The 24,397-nt window shown below is 53.5% G+C and carries 23 protein-coding genes; 11 read left to right on the top strand and 12 right to left on the bottom strand.

Annotated elements, in window-relative coordinates; translation table 11 throughout:
* The coding region (locus tag K4305_RS01905; protein WP_331560644.1) for a hypothetical protein at positions 1 to 269 on the bottom strand (269 nt) is incomplete at its 3' end.
* Between the two features lie 202 nt (positions 270 to 471).
* On the opposite strand from K4305_RS01905, the gene bchH reads away from it, so the two are divergent.
* The 5 genes from bchH to bchE all read left to right on the top strand — a co-directional run bounded on the left by bchH (position 472) and on the right by bchE (position 11,348).
* Positions 472 to 4,275, top strand: coding sequence for a magnesium chelatase subunit H (gene bchH / locus K4305_RS01900; RefSeq protein WP_331560643.1), 3,804 nt, complete (start codon positions 472 to 474; stop codon positions 4,273 to 4,275).
* Between the two features lie 140 nt (positions 4,276 to 4,415).
* Positions 4,416 to 4,829: a hypothetical protein gene (locus tag K4305_RS01895; protein WP_331560642.1), complete on the top strand. Its 414-nt coding sequence runs from the start codon at positions 4,416 to 4,418 to the stop codon at positions 4,827 to 4,829.
* A 97-nt stretch (positions 4,830 to 4,926) separates the two neighbouring features.
* Entirely contained in the window at positions 4,927 to 8,808 is a 3,882-nt protein-coding gene (locus K4305_RS01890; RefSeq protein ID WP_331560646.1) for a magnesium chelatase subunit H, read from the top strand.
* A 45-nt stretch (positions 8,809 to 8,853) separates the two neighbouring features.
* Entirely contained in the window at positions 8,854 to 9,552 is a 699-nt protein-coding gene (bchM, locus tag K4305_RS01885) for a magnesium protoporphyrin IX methyltransferase (RefSeq protein ID WP_331560641.1), read from the top strand.
* 155 nt (positions 9,553 to 9,707) lie between these two features.
* Entirely contained in the window at positions 9,708 to 11,348 is a 1,641-nt protein-coding gene (bchE, locus tag K4305_RS01880; RefSeq protein ID WP_331560640.1) for a magnesium-protoporphyrin IX monomethyl ester anaerobic oxidative cyclase, read from the top strand.
* A gap of 78 nt (positions 11,349 to 11,426) precedes the next feature.
* On the opposite strand, the gene K4305_RS01875 is transcribed toward bchE, so the two are convergent.
* From K4305_RS01875 to K4305_RS01865, 3 genes are all read right to left on the bottom strand, one after another.
* Complete coding sequence (locus K4305_RS01875) at positions 11,427 to 11,846, bottom strand: Hsp20/alpha crystallin family protein (protein WP_331560639.1); 420 nt, start codon at positions 11,844 to 11,846, stop codon at positions 11,427 to 11,429.
* 124 nt (positions 11,847 to 11,970) lie between these two features.
* Positions 11,971 to 12,879 (bottom strand): DUF4438 domain-containing protein, encoded by a 909-nt coding sequence (locus K4305_RS01870; protein WP_331560638.1) that lies wholly within the window; start codon positions 12,877 to 12,879, stop codon positions 11,971 to 11,973.
* A 55-nt stretch (positions 12,880 to 12,934) separates the two neighbouring features.
* Positions 12,935 to 13,606: a hypothetical protein gene (locus K4305_RS01865; protein ID WP_331560637.1), complete on the bottom strand. Its 672-nt coding sequence runs from the start codon at positions 13,604 to 13,606 to the stop codon at positions 12,935 to 12,937.
* Positions 13,607 to 13,797: 191 nt separating this feature from the next.
* Here K4305_RS01865 and K4305_RS01860 point away from each other — a divergent pair, with 191 nt between their 5' ends.
* Positions 13,798 to 15,156, top strand: coding sequence for a M23 family metallopeptidase (locus K4305_RS01860; RefSeq protein ID WP_331560636.1), 1,359 nt, complete (start codon positions 13,798 to 13,800; stop codon positions 15,154 to 15,156).
* Between the two features lie 129 nt (positions 15,157 to 15,285).
* Here the strand turns inward: K4305_RS01860 and arfB are convergent, their stop codons facing one another.
* Together arfB and K4305_RS01850 are read right to left on the bottom strand one after the other, a co-directional pair.
* Positions 15,286 to 15,699 carry an alternative ribosome rescue aminoacyl-tRNA hydrolase ArfB gene (arfB, locus tag K4305_RS01855; RefSeq protein WP_331560635.1) on the bottom strand — a complete coding sequence of 138 codons (414 nt, stop codon included), beginning with the start codon at positions 15,697 to 15,699 and terminating at the stop codon, positions 15,286 to 15,288.
* A gap of 31 nt (positions 15,700 to 15,730) precedes the next feature.
* Positions 15,731 to 16,321, bottom strand: a complete 591-nt coding sequence (locus K4305_RS01850; RefSeq protein WP_331560634.1) for an HAD-IA family hydrolase — start codon at positions 16,319 to 16,321, stop codon at positions 15,731 to 15,733.
* Between the two features lie 272 nt (positions 16,322 to 16,593).
* Here K4305_RS01850 and K4305_RS01845 point away from each other — a divergent pair, with 272 nt between their 5' ends.
* Positions 16,594 to 17,040: a YidB family protein gene (locus K4305_RS01845; RefSeq protein ID WP_331560633.1), complete on the top strand. Its 447-nt coding sequence runs from the start codon at positions 16,594 to 16,596 to the stop codon at positions 17,038 to 17,040.
* 10 nt (positions 17,041 to 17,050) lie between these two features.
* Here K4305_RS01845 and K4305_RS01840 read toward each other — a convergent pair whose 3' ends face one another.
* The 6 genes from K4305_RS01840 to K4305_RS01815 form a co-directional block, all read right to left on the bottom strand.
* Positions 17,051 to 17,980 carry a phosphatidylglycerol lysyltransferase domain-containing protein gene (locus tag K4305_RS01840; protein ID WP_331560632.1) on the bottom strand — a complete coding sequence of 310 codons (930 nt, stop codon included), beginning with the start codon at positions 17,978 to 17,980 and terminating at the stop codon, positions 17,051 to 17,053.
* A 45-nt stretch (positions 17,981 to 18,025) separates the two neighbouring features.
* On the bottom strand, positions 18,026 to 18,253 hold the full coding sequence (locus tag K4305_RS01835) for a hypothetical protein (protein ID WP_331560631.1): 228 nt from the start codon (positions 18,251 to 18,253) through the stop codon (positions 18,026 to 18,028).
* A 228-nt stretch (positions 18,254 to 18,481) separates the two neighbouring features.
* Entirely contained in the window at positions 18,482 to 18,718 is a 237-nt protein-coding gene (locus K4305_RS01830) for a hypothetical protein (RefSeq protein ID WP_331560630.1), read from the bottom strand.
* Between the two features lie 58 nt (positions 18,719 to 18,776).
* Positions 18,777 to 19,112 carry a hypothetical protein gene (locus tag K4305_RS01825; protein ID WP_331560629.1) on the bottom strand — a complete coding sequence of 112 codons (336 nt, stop codon included), beginning with the start codon at positions 19,110 to 19,112 and terminating at the stop codon, positions 18,777 to 18,779.
* Positions 19,113 to 19,204: 92 nt separating this feature from the next.
* Complete coding sequence (locus K4305_RS01820) at positions 19,205 to 19,432, bottom strand: chlorosome envelope protein B (RefSeq protein ID WP_331560628.1); 228 nt, start codon at positions 19,430 to 19,432, stop codon at positions 19,205 to 19,207.
* A gap of 89 nt (positions 19,433 to 19,521) precedes the next feature.
* Positions 19,522 to 20,520: a helix-turn-helix domain-containing protein gene (locus tag K4305_RS01815; RefSeq protein WP_331560627.1), complete on the bottom strand. Its 999-nt coding sequence runs from the start codon at positions 20,518 to 20,520 to the stop codon at positions 19,522 to 19,524.
* 409 nt (positions 20,521 to 20,929) lie between these two features.
* On the opposite strand from K4305_RS01815, the gene K4305_RS01810 reads away from it, so the two are divergent.
* The 4 genes from K4305_RS01810 to K4305_RS01795 all read left to right on the top strand — a co-directional run bounded on the left by K4305_RS01810 (position 20,930) and on the right by K4305_RS01795 (position 24,377).
* Positions 20,930 to 21,289 carry a Nif11 family protein gene (locus K4305_RS01810; protein ID WP_331560626.1) on the top strand — a complete coding sequence of 120 codons (360 nt, stop codon included), beginning with the start codon at positions 20,930 to 20,932 and terminating at the stop codon, positions 21,287 to 21,289.
* Positions 21,290 to 21,346: 57 nt separating this feature from the next.
* Positions 21,347 to 21,604, top strand: a complete 258-nt coding sequence (locus K4305_RS01805; protein WP_331560625.1) for a bacteriochlorophyll c-binding family protein — start codon at positions 21,347 to 21,349, stop codon at positions 21,602 to 21,604.
* Between the two features lie 70 nt (positions 21,605 to 21,674).
* Positions 21,675 to 23,075: a B12-binding domain-containing radical SAM protein gene (locus tag K4305_RS01800; RefSeq protein WP_331560645.1), complete on the top strand. Its 1,401-nt coding sequence runs from the start codon at positions 21,675 to 21,677 to the stop codon at positions 23,073 to 23,075.
* A 264-nt stretch (positions 23,076 to 23,339) separates the two neighbouring features.
* The gene (locus K4305_RS01795; RefSeq protein WP_331560624.1) at positions 23,340 to 24,377 is read left to right on the top strand and encodes an NAD(P)-dependent oxidoreductase; all 1,038 of its coding nucleotides are present in this window, start codon (positions 23,340 to 23,342) and stop codon (positions 24,375 to 24,377) included.
* Positions 24,378 to 24,397: the final 20 nt, after the last annotated feature.

The raw sequence follows: 24,397 nt of genomic DNA, 5'->3' as shown, positions 1-24,397 counted from the left end.
TTCTTGCCGGATAGCGGGACAGCATGATAGCTCACTGGCAAGAAAGCATAACCCATAACACTTAACCCAATCTCACCCTCTTCAATCCGTGCCAATCTGTGAAAATCCGTGGGCAACCTCTTCCTCTTCAATCCCACCGCCCACCGCTCACGGCCCACAATCTTCCCATCCGTGAAAATCCGCTCCCAATCAGCGGGAACCGCGTTCTTCCTCTTCTTGCCGGATAGCGAGACAGCTGGATGGCTCAATAGCAAGAAATCATAACCCATAGCGCTTAGCCCAATAATCCGTGCCAATCCGTGTCAATCCGTGGGCAAACATCTTCCTCTTCCATACCCCGCGCTCACGGCTGAGGGCTCACGATCTTCCGCTCCTCCCTCCTGATTCAATTGCCGTTAGCATTCGTCGAATCATTTTCTTACATTTCTCAATCCTGGAAAACCACAATCACAGCACATCTTTGTTATCCTTATGCACGATAAAATCAGAATTGCCGCTATTGTCGGGATGGAGCAATGCAACCAGCGGGTCTGGCGCGAAGTACGGGAAAAAATCGGCGCTCATGCCGATCTGACCCAATGGACCGATCAGGATCTGGAGCATCAGAACCCTGAAGCCGCCGAAGCGATCCGCAATGCAGACTGCATTTTCACCACCCTTATTCAGTTCAAGGGTCAGGCGGACTGGCTGCATGAGCAGATAGAGCAGTCGAAGGTACGCACGATTTTCGCTTACGAATCGATGCCCGAGGTCATGCAGCTGACCAGGGTCGGAAACTATGTGGTGTCGGGAGACGGCAGCGGCATGCCGGACATCGTCAAGAAGGTCGCCAAAATGCTGGTGAAGGGGCGCGACGAGGATGCGCTTTACGGCTACATGAAGCTGCTCAAGATCATGCGCACCATGCTGCCGCTGATCCCCAAAAAAGCGAAGGATTTCAAGAACTGGATGCAGGTCTACACCTACTGGATGCATCCTACCACCGAGAATCTCGCATCGATGTTCAACTACATCATGGCCGAGTATTTCGAGGTGGGCGTGAAGGCCGAAAAAGTTCAGGAAGTGCCGACCATGGGCTTCTACCATCCGGATGCTCCGGAATATCTGAAAGATCTTCACCACTACGAAAAGTGGCTGCAGAAGCGCGACAGGAGCGCCGCGAAAAAACGCAACATCGCCATGCTTTTTTTCCGCAAGCACCTTCTGCAGGAAAAGGAGTATATCGACAACACCATCCGCGCCATCGAACAGAAAGGGCTCAATCCCCTGCCGGTTTTCGTGATGGGCGTCGAGGGCCACGTCGCCGCTCGCGAGTGGTTCACGCATGCCAACCCCGACATGCTCATCAACATGATGGGCTTCGGCTTCGTCGGCGGCCCGGCGGGCGCCACAACCCCGGGAGCTTCGAGCGCTGCGCGCGACGAGATTCTCGGCAAGATCAACGCGCCTTACGTAGTCTCGCAACCGCTTTTCATACAGGATTTCAATTCGTGGAAATCGCAGGGCGTCGTGCCGCTGCAGTCGGCAATGACCTACTCGCTGCCTGAAATGGACGGCGCGGTCTGCCCTGTCGTACTCGGCGCGGTAAAGGACGGACGCCTGCAGACCGTACCCGACCGTCTGGAACGGCTTTCGGGCATAGCAAAGAAATTTTCAGACCTGCGCACGCTTCCAAACAAGGAGAAGAAGGTTGCGTTCGTCGTGTACGACTATCCTCCGGGTATGGGCAAGAAAGCCAGTGCCGCGCTTCTCGACGTTCCGAAGAGCGTCTATAAGATGCTCGAACGCCTGAAAGAGGAAGGATATGAGGTCGGCGAGCTTCCGGAATCGCCCGAAGCGCTGCTTGCCATGCTCGATCGTGCCACCGATTACGAGATCCAGGCTCACGAGCAGGACTGTTTCTCTCTCGACCGCGAGACGTTCAACAGAATCACCACCGATCGCGAGCGCGAACGCATCGAGGGCCGCTGGAGCGGATTCCCCGGCGACATCGTGCCGGTAGGCACCGACAGGCTGTTCGTCGGCGGTCTGCGACTCGGCAACGTATTCATCGGCGTTCAGCCGCGCCTCGGCATCCAGGGCGATCCGATGCGCCTGCTTTTCGATAAGGAAAACACGCCGCACCACCAGTACATCGCGTTCTACCGCTGGATCAGCCGCGAGTTCGGGGCCAACGCCCTTGTGCACGTCGGCATGCACGGCACCGTGGAGTGGATGCCCGGCCTGCAGCTCGGCGTTACCGGCGACTGCTGGTCGGACGCGCTGCTCGGCGAGGTGCCGCACTTCTATATCTACCCGGTCAACAACCCGAGCGAAGCGAACATCGCAAAACGCCGCGGTTACGCCACCATGATTTCGCACAACATCCCCCCGCTGGCCCGCGCCGGCCTTTACAAGGAACTTCCGGCCTTCAAGGAGATGCTGAACGACTACCGCGAACGCGGTCTCGAAAAAATCGTCGATGTCGAAACCGAGGAAGCCATTATCGAAAAGGCTCAGCAGCTCAACCTTACGGACGACTGTCCGCGCCTGGAAAACGAGACCTTCACCAACTATATCAGCAGGCTCTACACTTACATGACGGAGCTGGAATGCCGTCTGATATCGAATTCGCTGCACGTCTTCGGCGAAACGCCGCTGCCTGAAAGCCAGATCACCACCATAACCGAGTACCTGAAGGTACGCGGCAACGAGAAGTCGCTGCCTTCCGTGGTACTGCACGCCATCGGCGAAAGCAATACATACGGCGACTATGCGACGCTGGCCACCCGCGCGCGCAGGGGCGAGGAGGTTGCGCTCAAGGTGCGAGAAAAAGTGGACGATATCACCAGGGAGTTCATCGGCCAGACCATTTTCGGCAAGTCCAATCCGACGACGGTCTTCAACGTGCTGACCGGCGGGGCGAAAGTTTCGCAGGAGCTGGCCGAAGCGATCAACGACTCGCTGAAAGAGGGCATCACCATGAAGCGCGCGCTCGACGACAACAGCGGCGAAATGCAGAGTTTCGTGCGGGCTCTTCGGGGCGAATACCTTCCTTCGGGACCCGGAGGCGATCTTGTCCGCGACGGCGCCGGCATCCTGCCGACCGGGCGCAACATCCATGCCATCGATCCGTGGCGCATTCCTTCTGAGCTCGCATTCAAGCGCGGCAAGCAGATCGCCGAGACCATCATCAAAAGGCATTGCGAAGAGAATAACGGAGAGTACCCCGAAACCATCGCCCAGGTGCTCTGGGGCCTCGACACCATCAAGAGCAAGGGCGAAGCCGTAGCGGTGATCATCCACCTGATGGGCGCCGAACCGGCTTACGACGCGCAGGGCAAGATCAGCCACTACCAGCTCATCCCGCTCGAAAGGCTCGGCAGGCCGCGTATCGACGTGCTGATCCAGATCAGCTCGATTTTCCGCGACACCTTCGGCGTGCTCGTGGACCATCTCGACAAACTGGTGAAAGATGCCGCCAGGGCTATCGAACCGCACGAGATGAACCACATCAGAAAGCATGTCGATGCCGCCGTCGCCGAGGGCAAGGACTTTGAAAGCGCAACCTCGCGCCTCTTCACCCAGGCTCCCGGAGCTTACGGCTCCCAGGTCGAGGAGCTGGTCGAAGATTCGGCATGGGAGTCGGAAGAGGACCTCGACAACATGTTCGTCAAGCGCACCGGCTTCGCTTACGGCGGAAACCGGTACGGCGATCAGCAGACCGACATTCTCAAAGGGCTGCTCGGCACGGTTGACCGCGTCGTACAGCAGGTCGATTCGGCGGAGTTCGGCATTTCCGATATCGACCGTTACTTCTCTTCGTCCGGAGCGCTGCAGCTCTCCGCCCGCCGCCGAAACCCGAAAGGCGACAACGTAAAGCTGAACTATGTTGAAACTTTTACGGCCGACGTAAAAATCGACGACGCGGACAAGGCGCTGAAGGTGGAGTTCCGCACCAAGCTGCTCAACCCGAAATGGTTCGAGACCATGCTCGAACAGGGCCACAGTGGCGCGACGGAAATCAGCAACCGCTTCACCTACATGCTGGGCTGGGATGCCGTCACAAAGGGAGTTGACGACTGGGTTTACAAGGAAGCCGCCCAGACCTATGCGATGGATCCGAACATGCGTGAACGGCTCATGAAGGTGAATCCGAAAGCGTTCAAGAATATCGTGGGGCGTATGCTCGAAGCGAGCGGCCGCGGCATGTGGAGCGCAGATCCCGACATGATCGAGAAACTTCAGGAGATATACAGCGACCTGGAAGACCGCCTCGAAGGCATCGAAATCTGAACGATACCTGAAACAGGACTGGAAAAGACCCGGCAGAGATCTTCGCCCCTTTTTCAGTCCTGCCGGCCAAACACAGGGGCTGGTTGAAGGGGCTTTTCGTTTTACGCTTTCTATTTGGTATATTTCGCAAAATTGCGTTTATGGCATCTGGCAGAAGCAATATATCGCGCAGTGTCTGGCGTTTCTTTGAGATAGCGCTTTTTTTCGTAGTATCGGTTGTCGGGTTCAGCATGTACGCTAAAACCGCGACCTTCAATGCGAAACAGAAATCACGCGCGCAGCAGCAGCAGGGTTCCGGATGCCCGGCCGAATTGTACTCGATCAGCCTGACGCTTTTCCACTCGCCCTTCCAGCATGCTGTTCCGTTTATAGGCAACGCTTCTTCGCATGACAGCGCATCGGGAATACGCTTTCAGCACCACCATGCCTCGCCTCTATGCGTCATTCCCTATCCGCGCCATTCTTCGGTTTATATTTCAGACCATCCGACCTCCCCTGTCTTTACAGCTTTTCCTCGCAATCTTCTCCAGCAGAACCCGGTTCTTCTGATTTAAGCGTCAACCTTTGACAGCGTCCATGCCCCTTTTTGCTCAATGCATGGATCCATTATGGCCGCCGTTGACCGTTCAGCGGCAAGCAGCCATGTAATTCCTGTCAGGTTTAAAAAACAACCCGTGTCAAAACAAGGTTGACCTTATGCGTTTTGTGTTCCTTACGATGGAGGCCACCAACAACAGCGCACTCAAAAGCGCTGCAGAAGAGCTGAACCGCAGATTCGATACCGGAATTGAGGTTTCTCTCTTCAACCTCGGCCTCCGGCACGACAGCGACCAGTGGGAGAAACTGGAACGCGCGTTCAGTTCCGCAGATTTTATTTTCGGTTCGATGCTGTTCAGCGAAGAGATCGTTCGTCCGCTTGAGCCGCTTCTCGACAAAGCTGCATGCCCGATCTGCATCATCACCAGCAATCCGGCATTGCTGACCCGAACAAAAATGGGTAAGTTCTCGCTGCGCAAGCCGATGGATGATCAGCAGAAAGAACCCGGCATTTTCAGGCAATGGGCAGCGAAGCTCAAACCGAAGCACAGCCACGGCGAAAGCCGGCGGCAGCTCGCGCTCGCAAGAAATGTCGGCAGAATCATGAAGTACATTCCGGGCAAAGCCCGGGACATCCATACCTTCATTGCCGCCCACCAGTTCTGGCTGAACGGATCGCAGGAGAACATGGAGCGGTTCCTTTCGCTCATAGCCGACCGTTACGTGCCTGACTGGAAAGGAAAGCTGCCGCAGTCGGACCCGGTTTTCTATCCCGATTCGGGACTTTTCCACCCGGATGCTCCCGAGCACTTTCTGAATGCCCGGGAGTTCATGAAATGGCAGCAGGACAACCGCCCGAAACTGAAAAAAGGCCCGGTCGCAATCCTCGCCATGCGTTCGACCGTGCTGAGCAGGAACCTGCTGCACCTTGAATACATCGTCAGGGAACTGGAATCGCAAGGTATCGGCGCCTGCATAGCCTACAGCGGTGGACTCGATTTCAGATCCGCGCTCGACCGGTTTTTCGATCCGCAAAGACCCGGCTCGATCAGGCCGGGGCTCCTTGTCAACGCAACAGGATTTTCGCTTGTAGGCGGTCCTGCGGAAACGAGGGCTGCAGAAGCGGTCGAGGCGTTGAAAAAGCTCGATACGCCCTGTTATAATCTCATCCCCCTCTCCTTCCAGTCCATCGGGCAGTGGAAAGAGAACGACCAGGGACTGACTCCGCTGCAGACCGCGCTTTCCGTTGCGGTGCCTGAGCTTGACGGCTCCATCGAACCCCATGTCTATGCCGGCACCGGCAACGACCGAACAATCCCCCTCGAACGGGAGATTCGGGCCATAACCGGCAGAATCGACCGTTTTCTCCGTCTGCGCGACAAACCTGCGGCTGAAAAGAAAATCGCCATAGTACTTTTCAATTTCCCGCCGAATCTCGGCAACGCCGGTACCGCTGCCTATCTTGATGTCTTCGAAAGCCTCATGCGGCTGCTCGGCCAAATGCATAAAGCCGGTTACGCGGTCGAGATGCCTGCTGGCATCGAAGAGCTGAAAGAGCGCCTGCTCGAAGGAAACAGGCTCGTCTACGGCACGGACGGCAACGTTGCGGCAAATCTGCCGACCGGCGACTACCGGAAGCTCTTTGCGGCTTACAGCCAAATAGAGCCGTTCTGGGGAGACGCTCCCGGAGAGATCCTCGCCGACCGTAACGGGTTCCTCATTCTCGGCTGCCGGTTCGGCAACGTCTTTATAGGCCAGCAGCCTTCGTTCGGCTACGAGAAGGATCCCATGCGACTGCTCATGGCAAAGGATGCGGCGCCGAACCATGCTTTCGCGGCTTTCTACACATGGATCGAGCGCTGTTTCGACGCCGATGCGGTTCTGCATTTCGGTACGCACGGCGCGCTGGAGTTCATGCCGGGCAAACAGGCCGGGCTATCCTGCGAGTGCTGGCCTGAACGGCTGATCGGAACATTGCCGAACTTCTACTGTTACTGTGTGAACAACCCGAGCGAAGGAGCCATCGCAAAACGGCGCGGTTTTGCAACCCTCGTCAGCTACCTCTCCCCTCCGCTCGAACATGCGGGGCTCTACAAGGGCCTGCGCAAGCTCAGGGATCTTCTGGCAGCCGCCGGGCGGCAGCCTCAGGAGGAAATTTTCGAGGAGATCCGAATGCTTGCGGCAGAACTCGACATCCAGACCGGACATGCTCCGGAAGAAAGGGATGCGTATCTTTCGGCTCTCGGCAGCGAACTCTACCTGATCGAGGAACGAATGATTCCGATGGGTCTGCACATCATGGGCGAAGCGCCCTCTGCGGAAAGACTGGTCGATCATCTTGCTCTGCTCGCAGAACACAGCCGTCCGGAACTCGACAACCGGTCGCTTCCGGAACTCATCTGCAACGCAAGAAACATCGATTGCCGCGCACTGCTCGAACGTACCGGCAGCGACCGGAACGCCTTGAGCGAGTGGCAGGAGATCCTCTCGCTCTGCAGGGAGGCGATCAGGCTCTTTACCGGGCATTTATCCCCGGAACGAACCGGAACCGGTCCGGATACCCGCACCATCCTTGAAGGAAGCTTTCCGGTAAGGGTATCGGAAGCGGACAGCTTTCTCAACCGCAAAGCCGGCCTGAAAAGCACAGACCTGCAGAAGTTCTGGCAGTTTCTCGAGAGGGTTCTCGGCAACCTTGCCGTAAACGACGAATTGCAGGCTGTCCTGCGCGCGCTCGATGGGGCCTACATTCCGCCCTCTCCGGGCAACGATCTTGTGCGCAATCCCGATATCGTACCCACGGGAAGAAATATCCACAGCCTCGATCCTTACAGCATACCCTCAGCTTATGCCTCTCGGGCCGGCATCGCTTCCGCCCGGGAGCTGATCGGGCAATACCGGAAGGAACACGGCTGCATTCCGGAATCCATCGCCCTGATCCTCTGGGGAACGGACAATCTCAAAAGCGACGGCGAAGGCATAGCGCAAGCACTCGCGCTGATGGGAGCGAAACCGAAAACCGACGAACTGGGCAAAACGAGCGACGTCGAGCTGATACCGCTGGACGATCTGGGACGGCCGCGCATCGACGTGGTTATCACCGTCAGCGGTATTTTCAGGGATCTGCTCGCTCCCCAGGTGAAGCTGCTCGACAAAGCCGCAAGGATGGCCGCCGCGGCTGATGAACCTGTGGAGATGAACTATGTCAGAAAACATGTCCTGCTTGAAATGCAGGAAAAAAACTGTTCTTTTTCCGATGCATCGAACAGGGTATTTTCCAACGCTCCGGGCAGCTACGGCGCAAATGTCAACCATCTGGTCGAAAGCAGTACCTGGGAGGAGGAAAAGCAGCTTGCCGACGCGTTCGTGAGCCGCAAAAGCTTCGCCGCAACCGAAAGCGGAGAGTGGAAGGAGTGCCCCGACGCCCTGCGCTCCGCCCTGCGCAACGTTACCGTGACCTTTCAGAATATCGACAGCTATGAAATCGGGATTTCTGATATTGATCATTATTATGAGTATCTTGGCGGAGTTTCCAAAACCGTGGAGCATCTGAGCGGTTCGAAACCCGACGTTCTGCTGGGCGATATCAACGGATTCGGAACGAAGCAGCGGATAACCTCGCTCGAAAAAATGGTGGCTCTCGAAGCCCGCACCAAGCTGCTCAATCCGAAGTGGTACGAAGCGATGCTCGAACACGGGTACCAGGGGGTGAGGGAGATCGAGTCGCACCTCAGCAACACCTACGGATGGAGCGCAACGGCGTCGGCTGTGGGCGACTGGACATATCAGCAGTTCAACGAAACGTTCCTGAAAGATCCTGCGATGCTCGAAAGGCTGACGGATCTGAACATGCATGCCGTAACGTCAATGACACGACGGCTGCTCGAAGCCAATTCGAGGGGATTCTGGAATACCGATGAGAAAACCATCGAAGACCTGAAGCGACTTTACGAAGATCTCGAGTCCAAAATCGAGGGAGCGGAGAGTGCCCAGGGCTGAATCGAAATAACAATCACATTAATTATCAACGACAAAAACCCGAACATGAGCAGCTCCTCTTTCAATGCCGAAGAACACAAGAACATGCTTCGCTCGTATTTCAACGGCCAGGGCTTCCAGCGCTGGGCATCGATCTACGGCGACGACAAACTCTCAACCGTGCGCAATACCGTCCGCCAGGGCCATGCGGTCATGATGGACAGGGCGTTCGACTGGCTGCAGCAGCTCGGTCTGCCGAAAGGGGCAACCGTGCTCGATGCGGGATGCGGCACAGGACTGTTCAGTATCCGCCTGGCAAAAGCCGGCTACAAGGTCAAGTCGGTCGATATCGCCTCGCAGATGGTGGAAAAGGCAAAAGCCGACGCGACGAAAGAGGGCGTCGCCGGCAACATCGAGTTCGAGGTCAACACGATCGAATCGGTCAAGGGCTCCTTCGATGCCGTGGTCTGTTTCGACGTGCTCATCCACTACCCGGCCGAAGGCTTCCGCCAGGCGTTCGCAAACCTGAGCAGTCTGACGAAAGGTTCGGTGATTTTCACCTATGCTCCGTACAACAACATCCTCGCTTTCCAGCACTGGATCGGCGGTTATTTCCCGAAAAAGGAACGTCGTACGACCATCCAGATGATCCGGGACGAAGAGATGCAGAAAGCCATCATTGAAAACGGAATGCAGATTAAACACAGCGAAAAAATCAGTTTCGGCTTCTACCACACCATGCTGATGAATACCTCTCGCAAATGAGCATCCCGAGAAAAGCTTATGACAATTTTATAAATAAATTGTAAATTAATTATTCGGGGATTTTTTTCAGGGGCTGGGCAGGTTCCTGATTGTTCACTGGAAAACAGCGTTCCCTATTTCGTAATACAACACACATATCTGGAGGGTGGATACCGATGAAAATACTGATGATTCAGCCTAATTATCATTCAGGTGGAGCTGAAATTGCCGGTAACTGGACGCCAAGCTGGGTTGCTTATATCGGTGGCGCCCTGAAACAGGCCGGGTTCGATCAAATTCGTTTTGTCGACGCCATGGCCGACGACATCCCTGATGATCAGATCGAAGAGATCATCCGGAAAAACAATCCGGATGTCGTGATGGCTACCAATATCACGCCGTCGATCTTCAAGGCCCAGGATATCATGAAAATAGCCAAGAAGGTCAATCCGAAAATCCGCACCATCATGGGCGGTATTCATTCGACATTCATGTACCCGCAGGTATTGAGCGAGGCGCCCGAAACCGACTATGTGATCCGTGGCGAAGGAGAAGAAATCGCCGTCAACCTGATAAAGGAGATCGCAGCGGGCACCGACCTGCAGAACCGGGGCGAAATCACCGGCATCGCCTATATTGACAGCGATGGCAAGGTTTTCGCGACGCCGGCACATCCGGTCATCGAGGATCTCGACAGCCTGACTCCCGACTGGAGCCTTTACGATTGGGACAAGTACATCTATACGCCTCTCAACTGCCGCCTTGCCGTACCGAATTTTGCAAGAGGATGCCCTTTTACCTGTACCTTCTGTTCGCAGTGGCAGTTCTGGCGCCGTTACCGCGCCCGCTCTCCGAAGCATTTCGTTGACGAAATCGAAATTCTCGTCAAAAAATACAATGTAGGCTTCTTCATCCTCGCCGACGAGGAACCGACCATCAACAAACAGAAGTTCGTGGCGCTCTGCCAGGAGCTTATCGACCGCAATCTCGGCGTGACCTGGGGCATCAACACCCGCGTAACCGATATCATGCGTGACGAAGACCTGCTTCCGTTCTTCCGCAAGGCCGGCCTCGTGCACGTTTCGCTCGGCACCGAAGCGGCAAGCCAGATGAACCTGAACCGTTTCCGCAAGGAGACCACCATCGAAGAGAACAAGCTTGCCATCAAGCTGCTGCAGAAAAACGGCATCGTTGCCGAAGCGCAGTTCGTCATGGGTCTCGAACACGAAACGCCTGAAACAATCGAAGAGACCTATCAGCTCTGCAAGGACTGGGATCCCGATATGGCGAACTGGACCATTTACACGCCGTGGCCTTTCTCGGATCTCTTCAAGGAACTCGGCGACAAGGTGGAGGTGCGCGACTACTCCCGCTACAACTTCGTCTCGCCGATCATCAAGCCGGACAACATGGAGCGCGAGGACGTACTCAAGGGCGTACTGAAATCATACGCACGGTTCTACGCGCGCAAAACCTTCTTCAGCTATCCCTGGATCAAGGATCCGTATGTGCGCAAGTACATGCTCGGCTGTCTCAAGGCTTTCGCGCAGACCACCATCACCAAGCGTTTCTACGATATCGACCGCGTCAAGACCAAGAACCGCAAGATCGAAATCGATCTCGGCTTCGACCAGTCGAGGATTCTGACCCAGGACGAGGTGAAGAACCTCAAGGAACTGCGTCCGGAAATGGTTGCCGACATGAGCTTCGGTCTCAAGGAAGCCGGTTACCAGCGCGAGCACGACGAGCACGACTGGGACGCCTTCGACGAAACCACCATCAAGGACCGCACCTCGTCGACGGTACGCAACTGCTGACAGGCGGCTTCCAACACAAAAACAGAAAAACCCTCCTGCATACGGAGGGTTTTTCATTTCCCATGTTTCATCCGGCAATCACTTGACTTCGATCTCCTTGCCCTTCTTTGGCTCCGCCTCCTTCTTCGGCAGCGTGATCTTCAGCTCGCCGTTATCGTACGAAGCCTGGATGTTATCGGCATCCACGTTATCGCCCACCGTGAAGCTCCTGCTCATGCTGCCCCACGTGCGCTCTATACGGTGATACCCTTTTTTCTTCTCTTCCTCCTCCTGCTTGCGTTCGGCACTGATGCACAGAACATCATCTTCCATCGAAACCTTCACATCCTCTTTTTTCATACCGGGCATATCGGCTGAAACATAGATCGCCTGCTCGTCTTCGCTGATATCGACCTTGAAGGAAGGCGTTATCATGGAAGAAAAGAACGGCGATACCTTGTCGTTGAAGACATCCTCGAACATCTTCAGCGGGTCCCTTCCATAAAGCTTCAATGACATGGCTGACTCTCCTTTTAAAAGTGCTATCAAAAACAGATACACGTATAAAAAAACAATAACGCGCCGGAAAGCAGAATAATTCCATCGCACGCAAGCCTTTATATCGTAAACGGTTATAACTGTTCTATGACTTTATCCCTTTTTTCTTTTTTGCGCCGCTTCCGATGCCGAGCAGGTCGGCGATGTTTGCTTTCGGGTCGATGACCGGCCTGATTAATGGTTCGGCAGAGGTCATGATGGTGGTGACTCCGGGGCCGTGGCCGGCTTCGAGGCAGTCGCTGTGGACGACGATGCCGATGGAGACGGCTCCCTTGCGGTATGCCCTGCCGTACCGGTTGTCGTGGTCCATGAGCGCAACGAAATCGCCGAAACGGATCCTGTCGATACCGTACTCCCTGACGGTTTCGGGGTCGCTGGTCATGATATCGTAATCACCCTTGGCCACATGGGCGGATCCGATGCCGGAACCCATACAGACTGCCGGTACGACCGTCGTGACCGGCACTTCGAGCACTCCGTCGCCGGTTTCGCGGATTTCAAGCTTGCGCAACAGATCGGGGTCGAGATTGAACAGCGTTATGCCTGTATAGTCGGAGAGTTTCAATCCCTGGCCTTTCGCCCTGATCATGATGGTGTCGCTGTAGGTCATTTTTTCCTTCACGTCGCGAGCAAATTCCACGATGAGGTGTTCGGAACCGCCATGGTGGCCGATGACCGTGCCTTTCTCGCCTTTCGCTTCTCCGGAGGTCAGTGTGGCGCTGTTGCCGACACAGGAGTACAACTGGAGTCCGACGTTGGGATGTTCGAAGGGCTTATGGGTATCGGCCGTACAGCTGACGCCCGGCTCCACATGGTCTCCGGCCCATCCGAAGGCCGGATCGCCGACCTGCACGTTCAGGGTTATGCCTCCGATCGAGGGAAGCAGAAAGGGTTTTCCCTGATGGTCAACTTCCCAGTTGCCGCGAGTTCTCGGCGGGCCGGGCTGGCATTGCAGAAGAAATTCCACAAGAGAGGATTCGTTTGTTTTCAGCATGGCAAAGCGATAAAGATAGAGTGATTAAAAAAAACAGTCCGAGGGTTACCTGCGGTCAATCGTCGAGGCCGGGTCTTCGGAAACTCCTGGATCCGGGAAAAAGCGCTTCCACGGATTTGCGCAGCCGATCGAGATGAAGCAGCATATCAAGCGCCGCATCTTCGTATTCAGGATACTCCCGATAGACCATCCCCCATGCGGCAAGGGATCGGTCAATGGCGATAAGAACGGTTTTTGCCGTTCCTTCGGCTCGCTCTCCGGCTTCTTCCGGGTTGTCGTGGCCGGAATTCGTCGTCATGCCGACCTCTATTGCCCGGACAAGTTTCGGGTAGAGAAAGCAATGATAGTGGCGGATTATCTCCCCGGCTTCTCCGGGAAACAACGGCCAGATTTTTCCGGAATCCTTCCACCCGTCTATCATTCCGGCATAATGCAGGGCCGCCTTCGCACAAGGATGCTCCCTGGCGGATTGATGCGGCGATGGCGCAGGAAAAGCCGAAGAAGGGCCCGGCTCTTCTTCCGCTATTCCTTTCAAGAGTACCGAGAGCTGTTCGTCGAGTTCGATCCAGAATGCCGCATTGAAAACATCGGGCTTGTCAAGTGCGGCATCCGGGCCGGACTGGCGCTCGATATGATAATGACGGCAATGCGACGTAAACGCACACCGTTCGCACCATCGGTCGCAGTATCGGTCTATTTCCGGTATGAAAACGTTATGATCTGGCATGATTGACGGTTCCTGTGTTGCCTGGCGAAAGGAAAATTGCATGTATTAACATGCTTTATCAAAGAAAAAATCCCCGGACAAACGCACTTGATGCGTATTTAAATTATTTTTCTTAAAACATATATGTAAATTTCCTGCTTTAATTCCGATTTATGCAGAGTCGCTTTATGCCGTTCTGAAACCGATTGCGTATGAAACCGTTGAAACCGTTCATTTCCAATGCAGCAAGGCAATTCAGGCTCTTTGTGAGCCGTCCGGATCGTACGGTCTGGCTCCCTCTGTCAGCCGCAGCCCTCGTCCTTATTTTATTCACAGCGAACATATATCAGTCGGCGCCCGGCACATGGGCCGATGAACTCGGTTTTACAGGTCACGACGACTACGTGGTCATCGACGATGCCTCAAAGGAAGTAAAACCCTCGATCCATAATAAAACTGTCCTGTCGGGCGAATCGCTCTACACTATCCTGACGTCGAACGGCCTTACTCCGACTGAAGTAAACGCTGTAACCAGACAGCTCAAGGGCAGCTTTTCAATCCGCGGATTCAAACCCGGCCAGCGGTACGAGCTCGAAAAAGGCGCCTCCGGAGATTTCAGGCGATTCACCTATTTTCAGAATCGTGCCGTCACCATACATATCGAGCGGGAATATGAAAACGGCGACATGAAGGTACGGCGCGACGCAAAGGAATATGAAAACAGAACCGCAGCAATAGAAGGTACCGTATCGGAAAGCCTCTCACGCGAGCTGGCTTCGATGGAGCGCTCCGGACTGATGCGTCCCTTAAGAAAACTGTTTGCCAGCCAGGTCCATTTCAGACGGGATATAAAACCCGGAACGAAATTCAGGATCCTGTTCGAGGAGAAATGGCTCGATGACGAATTCATCAGCACCGGAAAGGTGCTTGCTGCAGAACTGTCGGTTGCCAGGAAGCAATACAGCGCATACCGATTTACCGATTCGAACGGGGATACAGCTTATTACGACGACAACGGAAACCGGCTCGATGAGCGAAAAACTGCGCAGTTTATACAGCCCTGCAACTTTAAGCGGATTTCGAGCGGTTTCGGCTACCGGATCCATCCTATCCACAGAACCCGGCACTTCCACGGCGGTGTCGATATGGCCGCAAGCACAGGTACTCCGGTTAAAGCCATAGCCGATGGCGTCGTTATTTTCAGGGGAAGAAAAGGCGGCGCAGGCAATATGATCACCGTCCGTCACAGCGGGGGATACCACAGCCAGTATCTGCACCTGAGCCGCTATGCTCCGAAAGCCGGAAATGGAAGCAAAGTCCGGCAGGGTGAGGTAATCGGCTATGTCGGCTCGACAGGCACATCAACCGGACCCCACCTTGATTTCCGCATGATCCACAACAACAAACCGATCAATCCCGTTACGGCGCTTGCTATGTCGAAACCGGAACCCGGGCTTTCGCGCCGCGAAAGAAACAACCTGCTGGCTGAAATTTCGGTATTGAAAGCACAGCTCGAAAACAACAGGATACTGGTCGCCGAAACGGCGAAGAAACAGGCTCCGGTGATGTAAATTGCGAGTCGGCCTGACAGCTGAATAGCTTGAGGGCCGAAAAGTCATTCCGGGTCGGCCGGATTTCCACTCCTCGCGGAAGCAACGGACCAAAAGGACAAGCAAACACAACATCTTCCATTCGTAACCTTACAGATCGATGCGTTTTCGCATCGCTTTTGTTTCCGAACGCCTTTTCTTGATTTCGAGCCGTTTTTCCCTGGAACTCCCGGTCGGCCTGGTCGGCTTTCTCCTGACCGGGATCTGCAGTGCTCGCTGCAGCAGTTCCTGCAACCTGTGCATCGCATCCTCCCGATTCTTTTCCTGGCTCCTGTAGCATTGTGCCTTTATGATGATCACGCCATCGGCGGTAATACGGCGATCTTTCATCTGCAGCAACCGCTCCTTCACCGGTTCGGGCAGCGTTGATGTTCCGATATCGAACCGCAGATGCACGGCTGTTTCCACCTTGTTGACGTTCTGCCCCCCTGCGCCTTGTGATCGCATGGGACGCAGTTCGATTTCGCTTTCCGGTATCCGGATGGACGATGAAATAAAAAGCATCGCTCGGGCAACCTCCTGCACCCTGAAATAATTACCTGATCCGCATCTCCTGCAATGCCTGGCTCCAGTTCCTGAAGCGAACCGCCCGGATGCCTGCGGTGGTCGCGGCGCGGCAGTTGTCTTCGCGGTCGTCGATCAGCACAAACTCTCCGGCATTCCTGCCCGAAACGGAAAGCAGTTCCTGAAATGCCTCTGGCTCCCTTTTGAGATAACCGCGTTCGAAAGAGAGCCAGTATCGTTCGGCGGCCCTCAACACCGGAAGAGTATTGAGAAGCCGGGTGAAATGAAGAGGATCGGTGTCGCTCATGATCCAGACCCTGTGATCCCGCAGAATCTCGCCCACAGAATCCGAAACATCCGGTTTCGGGACGAAAATATTCTGCCATGCCGTTTTAAGCTCATGCATGCAGACAGCGCGGGTATCCGGATCGCCGGCAATCGTTTCGAGATACGATGAGGGCGCTATCGCGCCTTTATCGAAACGGTTTTTCAGTTCGCTTGCGCAATATCGGCCGTATATGGCCTCGGCACCGACTTCGCCGTTACGCGAAACCTTTCTGCAGAATGTCATGAAATCGACATCGACGAGCACGTTGCCGATATCGAGAAGAACGATGCTCATGAATTTTCAGCTTATGGGCGTTACGCTATTCCATTATTTTTTTCCGTAATATCCAGTGAACCTCTTAAAAGTTATTACGCACTCAAATTGCTCGGGTTGGTCGGTGCTCGAAATCCTCATGTACTAAGTGTACACTCCGGTTTCTCCGCTCCGTCCGCCTTGCACGTTGATCGCTCATCACACTTTTTAGAGGTTCACTCCATAACTTACACAAAGAGCGGGAATTTGCGCAGACCGCCGATACATCCGACTAACCATTTAACCCTGCAACCATGGACCTCTCATCACTGCTTCAGCTTGGCGCTTCGGTCATCCAGGGAAACAGCGACAGGAACACCACTGGCATTCCTGTCGAACAGATCAGTTCGGCTCTCGGAAGTCTTTTCGGCGGAGAAGGCGGAAAGCCTGATTTCAGATCGCTGCTTTCCGGCATGCAGGCCGGAGGTCTGGGAGAAATAGCGGCATCATGGCTTGGAAAAGGCGAAAACAAACCCCTTGCGCCGGATGCCGTGTCAGGAATCGTCGGACTCGATAAACTCAGGGAGTTCGCTTCGCAACTCGGACTTTCGGAAGAAAGCGCGAAAACCGCGATTGCCGACGCATTGCCTCAAATCATCGACAAAGCCAGCCCGGAAGGTTCCCTGCTCGATACTCTCGCGGACAATTTCGGCGGCAGCGGCCTGGGCGGGATTTTCGACGCAGCAAAAAAGTTTCTCTGAGCATGGCGAATCATGCCGGCAGGAACCATCTGCCGAACTGTCGCAACGACTGATATGCAAGAAGATCGGTATATCCCATGCTGACGGCAAGCTCCGTCAGCATGAGGACGGAAGGGTTTCTGCTTGTACACAGCATCACAGGACGCCATATCGGAGCGAACTTGTTTTTGAACCGGTACAGCGCTTCATGGTCGTATGCGTATCGAAGAAAAGATGCCGTCGCAACCATGAACTGCTCAAGAGAATTACGCGATTCTCCCGAGGGCTGAGAGGGCATCATGAACGGTACCTCTCCAAGACTCCACTCGATATATCCTTCGTTTTTCAGTGCCGCATGAACGGCGAATATAAGACACTCCATAATATCTCCGGGAGCATCAACATGCCGTAACATCAGTTCCGTATGCATCGCCCGCTCTCCTCTTGACGATAACGTTATCGCTGCATACCATTTGCCGGAAAACGACCTGAAAACGAACAAACGACACCCGGGATAAGGCTCCTGCCTGAACAGGTGCATGAGCTGCGGTTTTGCGGCATGTTGGGTTTCGTGCCTGAATTGCTCGAAACGATGCAGGTTTTCGTCATTAAAAAACACCTCTTCGACATATCCATGCCTTTTTCCTCTGGCAAGGGAACCCGCAACGGTTTTTCTGACCGGGGCCGCTTTCCGGAGATCCAGTACCGCTTCCGAACCTGTCCTGAGTATGCGGCAACTCCTGTCGAGAAAATAATCAGCCATTGCAGGAGTACAACCGCGAAAAACGAAGCCTGCCGGATATGCCTGCACCAGGTCTTCATAAAGAGTCCGCAGGGAAAATGCGTGTGGAATATCGGCACAGGTGATCCAGCGGATGCGGGACAAAGGAAGCGGAATATCCCGGTAAACCGGACGGATACACGCTGTTCTGGTCCAACTTAACGGCAGCAGATCATGCATATACAATTTCCGTCTCTCAAAGCCTGAGCAGATAAGCTCGTCGTGCTACATGGCTTTTTTCTGTTCTCCTTTGGGTTTCAACGGATTATCCATTCCCTTGAACGCCTCTGCAGCCTTGAAAACAAGCGAACCCGCCGCAAAAATACCAAGCCCCACCACGGCAATGCCGGCAAGTCCGTGCAGGAGAGGCGGCGCGACCGGAGCAATCAACGCTGCCCCGCCTGCAACCCCGACCGCGTTTTTCACCATAGTTGCTGTATCCGATTGAGCCATAACAATCACCTGTTTAATGGTTTTTCAAGATAACGATCCCTGAATGAAAAACAGGGCGTATTAAAAGATCTCCCGTTCGCGTTGCCGTACTGAAAACAGATAACGGACGGACTCCCTCTCGAGCAGCAGCCATTTGATGCAATGCCACCCAAACCGTAATTCCCTGAATTTTCTGCACTCTGACAACATGTGAGTTCTGAAGAAATTTGAACCGTGTATACCCGTAATTCAGTTGAGTTTGGGCTCACACTTACGGTTTCCGTTCATTACGCTCCGACTGTATTTTTCGCCTGAAACAAAACCTTCAATAAAAACGATCTCGGCGAACTCTTCGAGCGTCATCCCCATACTGATTTCCTGACTGAGGTAATTTTCCATCCTGTATGGCTTCATACTGTTGTTCATCCTTTTCACGTATGAACTCCATGCCCCTTTGACAGCCTGCATCCATAAGATTCTTGACATCGCATAAATGTTATTGAGAGGTTTAAGAGATCGAGGACATCCGTCTTGCCCCGCAGTATCAGATATTGGCCTCCGCCGCAATAGGGATGCGATCTTCATTGCCTGACGGCAACTCCTCGACAACAGTAACGGTAATGGGTACAGAAACAGGTAATTCAGGGACAGCCTTTGCGATTCTCCGGCGATGCCCTGAGGCAGACATGTTCGTCGCCTGAAATATTTTTGCAGCGATCGGACTCACGACTGTTGAAACCGCCGCGAAACCAGCACCAGTAATGACTGCGCCGCCGACAGCATGCAGCAAAAGAGGCAAACCAACCACGGGGGCCATCATGGCCAGGCCTTGTATGCCATCCGAGGGAAGCTGAACGGGTAACGTATCCGATCCTGTCATGGGTTGGATTGTATGTTAAAAGGTTAAAAGCAATAAGCCGGAAAGCGCCCCTGCTCCGCATCACAAGGCGCTTTTCCGATCGGCGTCACCTCTTATTTTTTCGGAGCAATAGCCGACGATACGTTCTGCAATGCCTGATTAATGGCATTGACGACGTTGCCTGCAAGGTCAATGGATGATTTACTCAGCGGTTCGAAAGCCGAAGAGGCAGATTTAATGCCGCTCGTAACCAGATCCACCTGCATCTGACCGATCTTGCCGACAGATTCCATCAGGTTGTCGATTGCGTTCCGGAACTCGTTTGATGTTTCGTTTGCCATAGCTGTTATGGTTTAAGGTTTGGATTATCCGAGAGGAACATAAAGAAAATCGCACACCCGCATCGTTAATCGCTAAAACGGTAATTCGTTCAGGAACGATACCCGGTGATCTGTCCCCACGGGGTTTTTCCGTTGTTCCGATAGCCCTCGTGAGGACTCCTGTTATAGGCGTGCAGCCATTGATCGAACTCATGCTGTACTTCGGCGACGGTATCGCAGGCAACCGGGTCATACAACCGGAGCTTGAAAAAATCTTTTGCGGCCGTTCTCCTGAAACGTTCGACAAACCCATTGACGTGCTCGACGCCGGCGTTATTGTTCCAGCCGATGCTGTTAAGATTCAGGTAATGACCGTAAGTTTTATCGACATCTCCGAATAAACCGGACGGTCCGGTCGTTATGATTCGGGAAATATTCAGATGACGCCGCCGGTAAAAAGGAAATACCGTTTGATGCAGTAACGAAACCGCGGCTTCGGGAGATTTCGAACTATGCAGTATTCCAAACGCATAACTGCAATAGGCATCGACAACCGCATGAAGATAGATGCGCCCGATTCCTGCGCATGAACCCATGAGAAATGCCGCCTGACAAAGCGTCTCTCCGGGTCTGGAACTCATGCAATGCCGTTCTCGAAACTCAGGATTCCGAAGTTCCATGAAAGCAACCTGCCCCGGGTTCAGCACAATCGCATCTTCGGCCCATTTTTTTTCAAGCTCGATCTGACGATCATGCCGGGAACCAAGGCCTTTGCGTTCAAGGATCTTCTGGATGGTGACAAAGCTTACCCTGATGCCGTCAGATGCAAGTATCGACTCAAGGTAATTGGGCCCTCTGCCAGGATACTGCAGAGCCAGCATTATGATTTTATCAGCAACCTCCTGCGGCGTCTTATTGGGATGATACTTCGCAAGCGGAGGGTGGTTCCGCAAACCATCGGACCCCTCAGCCTCGAACCTCTTTTTGTACTCGTAAAACTGTGATCTGGATATTCCTGACTGGCGGCAAGCCGCAGAAACATTGCCAAGCGACTCCGCCAGTTTTAACACAGATATCTTGCGCTGGATCTCCTTGATTTCCGACATCATCTCTCCAAGCTAACGGATCAAAAACCGCAGTTCCGGAAACGCTCCGTTCAGATAACGATCGGCCGCACCGAACAGAACAATTCTTATAATTATTATATACAACGAATACAAAACACCTGTAGTGCATCCGCGATAACCGACGGAACAAACCTGCTGTAAGACAGGATAATTTAGAAAAGACAAAAAACGCGCCGTAACCGCCACAAAACGTCTTCCGGTATCGGCTGATCCGATTTTCTCATTTTTATGATATTTGTAATAAAAGTAATATATTTTTTTAAATTTGAAAGCACTTGCATCACTCGGAAAGAAAGATTCATGAACCAGGAAATGCTGCAGTGTTCGGGACGCTGGATCGGGACGCAAAACCCAAGCATCGACATCCCCCTGCTCCGGCTGAACGAAAAGAATGATGAGGCAGAAAGAGAAAGACAACGGATTCGGTGCATATGTGCGGACACAGCAGACCGGCGATACAGGCAGATGCGGATTTGTAACCGGAACTCATTACGAAATCAACCAATACGGAAATAACGACATGACAATAGCGCAATCAAAGGCATTGTTCGAACGGTTGCGAGGGGATGAATTGTTTCGTAACAGGATTCTCGGCGCCGATAACCTGGATGAGTGCATGAAGATCGTTGAACTCAACGGCTATGACTGTTCAACGGACGAAGTTCAAATGGCGCTCAATAAATACACTTCCGACAACACTTCGGATTCCTGCGGCAATTTTACGCTATGGGGTAACAGAATTCCGGGATGAAGCAATTGACCTGATTTCATGCAATCTTATCTGAAACACCTATTAACATTGTAACTCATGAAAAATATGCAGGGCGCTTTCGTACAGGGAGCTGAAGCTTACGGGCGGTTTCTCGAAGTCTTTATCGATGGCCACTGGTGGGTTGTGGGCGATTACCTTGAAAATGTCGGGAAATGCACCAAAAGGCTTGGCGCCAATGCCTATCCCCAGCTTTATGGCGGTGCGCCGCTGACCGGCGGTTTCCGCGGAAGTTCTCCCGATGTATCGGGTTATGCAACCCCGACCAAGGAAATCACAAAACGGTTCGATTCCTGAAGCGTCATACGCTGCGAAAGCGCAATCAAGAGGTTACAGAAGTAATTACGACTACCAGAGAACAGAGCGGATGGCCGAAGATAACAGCAGGAACACCGGGACGACACTTCATGAGGTTATTGCGGAATCCTTGAAACAGCTTGCCGCAGAAAAGAAAAACAGAAAAAAATGGCTGCTCGTACAGCCTAAAAGCTCTACGAGCATGATGGTGGATTCAGGGAGCGTCAGCATGCCCCTGAATCTCATCATGGTCGCCACGCTTGCAGGAGAGCTTTTCGATGTTACGCTTCTTGACGAACGCATCGGCGACCGGATTCCCGATGATTTTTCGGCATATGACGTCGTCGCCATCACATCGCGAACCCTCAACGCAACAAGGGCATACCGGATTGCCGATAACGCCCTTGCCCGGAATAAAATCGTCCTGCTCGGAGGCGTACACCCGACCATGCTCGGAGATGAAGCCGCAGAGCACTGCACCAGCGTCATCTACGGCGAGGTGGAGTCCGTATGGAACGAACTGGCCCGCGATATTCTGCAGGGAACCATGAAACCCCTTTATCGCGCGAACGATCTTTTCCCCATGACCGCAATGCGGGGCCCTGATTTCAGCTATGCCCTGAATTCGGCAAATGCCGGCCGATACAGTTCCCGCATCCCGGTTTTAGCTACCAAAGGATGCCCCGTGGGTTGTAATTTCTGCACCACGCCTACCGTATACGGCAAGAGCTACCGGTACCGCCAGATCGATCTGGTACTCGAAGAGATGCAATACCACCAGGAACGTCTCGGTAAAAAAAATGCTACATTTTCATTTATGGACGACAACATCAGTTTCCGTCCTCAATATTTTACCGAACTCCTCGAAGGCATGTCGAGAATCGGCGTCCGATGGAATGCGAACATATCCATGAATTTCCTGCATAAACCCGAAGTGGCCGAAATCGCCGGCCGGTCGGGATGCGATCTGATGAGCATCGGTTTCGAATCGCTCAACCCGGATATTCTCAAAAGCATGAACAAAGGGGCCAACCGCCTGCAGAACTATTCGACTGTGGTCGGCAACCTGCACAGAAACGGCATCGCCATACAGGGCTACTTCATGTTCGGATTCGACGACGACAGCGAAAAGAGCTTTCAGGCAACCTACGACTTCATCATGGATAACCGGATCGAGTTTCCGGTATTCTCGCTTGTAACGCCGTTTCCCGGAACTCCCTATTACGAGGAAATGAAACCGAGAATCAGACATTTCGACTGGGACAAGTACGATACTTACCATTTCATGTTCGAACCGAAAAAAATGCAGGGAGAAAAGCTGCTGGAAAACTTCGTCAAACTGCAGAAAGAGGTCTATAAAGGTCGGGCGATCCTGAAGCGAATGCAGGGAAAACCGCTTAACTGGGTCTGGCTGGCCAACTTCAAAATGCACTCTTTCACCAGAAAACTGAGGCCGGATATCTATCTCTGAAATACGGAAACACAACCGGCTTCCCGAAAATCAAGCAAAAGCAACATCACAATCGCCGAAATGCATACTGATTCATTAAATTACACGACAATCTTCGCTCCGGTCGCTTTCTTTTTCGGAGGCATTTTTATCGTACTGCTGCTGAACAAATTTATCGGAAAACATTCCGGCCAGCAGAAACATGACTGAATCGCCCGACAAAACGGAACGGCCCTGTTCGAACAGATCAAGAGACACTCTTTCCAATAAAAACACCACGCGCCATTGAGTTCTTCTTCCAGTTATTGCCGCAGCAGTACGGATCAGCAGCCAAAAAGGGTTTTTGTCGCCGGAGCTACCGGCTATATCGGTAAATTCGTGACCAGGGAGCTTGTTGCAAGGGGATATGATGTCGTGAGCTTTGCAAGAGAGCGCGCAGGCATAGACGGTTCGAATACAGCCGGGCAGACATGCAGTCAGCTGCAAGGTTCGGAAGTCCGCTTCGGAAATGTCTGCGACAGCGAATCCCTGCTCGTTTCGGGTATCCGCAAAGAACATTTCGATGTTGTCGTATCCTGTCTGACCTCACGCACAGGAGGAATCAAAGACTCATGGATGATCGACTACCAGGCAAACAGAAACCTTCTCGACGCAGCTATGGCCGCAGGAGCCGGCCAGTTCGTTCTGCTGTCGGCCATATGCGTCCAGAAACCGCTGCTGGAGTTCCAGAGAGCCAAGCTGAAATTCGAGAAGGAGCTCATGGATTCAGCCATAACCTATTCTATCGTCCGCCCTACGGCTTTTTTCAAATCCCTCGCGGGACAGGTGGAAAACCTGAAAAAAGGCAAGCCGTATGTGATGTTCGGCGATGGCGAACTGACCTCATGCAAGCCCATCAGCGAGGCGGATCTTGCGCGTTTCATGGCCGACTGCCTTGAAGACCCCTCTAAACAGAACGAAATACTGCCGATCGGCGGGCCCGGCGAACCCATCTCTGCCAGAGAACAGGGGGAACTCCTTTTCGAACTGATGGGAAGAAAACCGGATTTCAGAAAAATCCCCATCGCGATTTTCGATATCGCGATTCCGGTGCTGAGCCTGCTCTCGAAGCTGTTTCCGATGTTCGAGGATAAGGCGGAATTCGCCAGAATCGGGCGATACTACGCTTCGGAATCGATGCTCGTACTCGATCCGAAAACAGGGATTTACAACGGTACGGCAACCCCTTCATACGGAAAAGACACCCTCAGGGAATTTTATACGCGGATACTTAAAGAAGGATGTGCAGGTCAGGAACTGGGTGCCCATTCGATGTTTCATTAACAAACGTCAGGATTTCGTCA

This window comes from Chlorobium sp. (assembly GCF_036528655.1).
Lineage (GTDB): Bacteria > Bacteroidota > Chlorobiia > Chlorobiales > Chlorobiaceae > Chlorobium.
Note: the sequence above shows the minus strand (reverse complement) of the source record. Positions and strands in the feature narration are given on the sequence as shown.

Coding starts and splice junctions, on each gene's coding strand:
- bchH (WP_331560643.1), top strand. CDS start 472: ATGCACGATAAAATCAGAATTGCCGCTATTGTCGGGATGGAGCAATGC.
- K4305_RS01895 (WP_331560642.1), top strand. CDS start 4,416: ATGGCATCTGGCAGAAGCAATATATCGCGCAGTGTCTGGCGTTTCTTT.
- bchM (WP_331560641.1), top strand. CDS start 8,854: ATGAGCAGCTCCTCTTTCAATGCCGAAGAACACAAGAACATGCTTCGC.
- bchE (WP_331560640.1), top strand. CDS start 9,708: ATGAAAATACTGATGATTCAGCCTAATTATCATTCAGGTGGAGCTGAA.
- K4305_RS01875 (WP_331560639.1), bottom strand. CDS start 11,846: ATGTCATTGAAGCTTTATGGAAGGGACCCGCTGAAGATGTTCGAGGAT.
- K4305_RS01870 (WP_331560638.1), bottom strand. CDS start 12,879: ATGCTGAAAACAAACGAATCCTCTCTTGTGGAATTTCTTCTGCAATGC.
- K4305_RS01865 (WP_331560637.1), bottom strand. CDS start 13,606: ATGCCAGATCATAACGTTTTCATACCGGAAATAGACCGATACTGCGAC.
- K4305_RS01860 (WP_331560636.1), top strand. CDS start 13,798: ATGAAACCGTTGAAACCGTTCATTTCCAATGCAGCAAGGCAATTCAGG.
- arfB (WP_331560635.1), bottom strand. CDS start 15,699: ATGCTTTTTATTTCATCGTCCATCCGGATACCGGAAAGCGAAATCGAA.
- K4305_RS01850 (WP_331560634.1), bottom strand. CDS start 16,321: ATGAGCATCGTTCTTCTCGATATCGGCAACGTGCTCGTCGATGTCGAT.
- K4305_RS01845 (WP_331560633.1), top strand. CDS start 16,594: ATGGACCTCTCATCACTGCTTCAGCTTGGCGCTTCGGTCATCCAGGGA.
- K4305_RS01840 (WP_331560632.1), bottom strand. CDS start 17,980: ATGCATGATCTGCTGCCGTTAAGTTGGACCAGAACAGCGTGTATCCGT.
- K4305_RS01835 (WP_331560631.1), bottom strand. CDS start 18,253: ATGGCTCAATCGGATACAGCAACTATGGTGAAAAACGCGGTCGGGGTT.
- K4305_RS01830 (WP_331560630.1), bottom strand. CDS start 18,718: ATGTCAAGAATCTTATGGATGCAGGCTGTCAAAGGGGCATGGAGTTCA.
- K4305_RS01825 (WP_331560629.1), bottom strand. CDS start 19,112: ATGACAGGATCGGATACGTTACCCGTTCAGCTTCCCTCGGATGGCATA.
- K4305_RS01820 (WP_331560628.1), bottom strand. CDS start 19,432: ATGGCAAACGAAACATCAAACGAGTTCCGGAACGCAATCGACAACCTG.
- K4305_RS01815 (WP_331560627.1), bottom strand. CDS start 20,520: ATGATGTCGGAAATCAAGGAGATCCAGCGCAAGATATCTGTGTTAAAA.
- K4305_RS01810 (WP_331560626.1), top strand. CDS start 20,930: ATGATGAGGCAGAAAGAGAAAGACAACGGATTCGGTGCATATGTGCGG.
- K4305_RS01805 (WP_331560625.1), top strand. CDS start 21,347: ATGAAAAATATGCAGGGCGCTTTCGTACAGGGAGCTGAAGCTTACGGG.
- K4305_RS01800 (WP_331560645.1), top strand. CDS start 21,675: ATGGCCGAAGATAACAGCAGGAACACCGGGACGACACTTCATGAGGTT.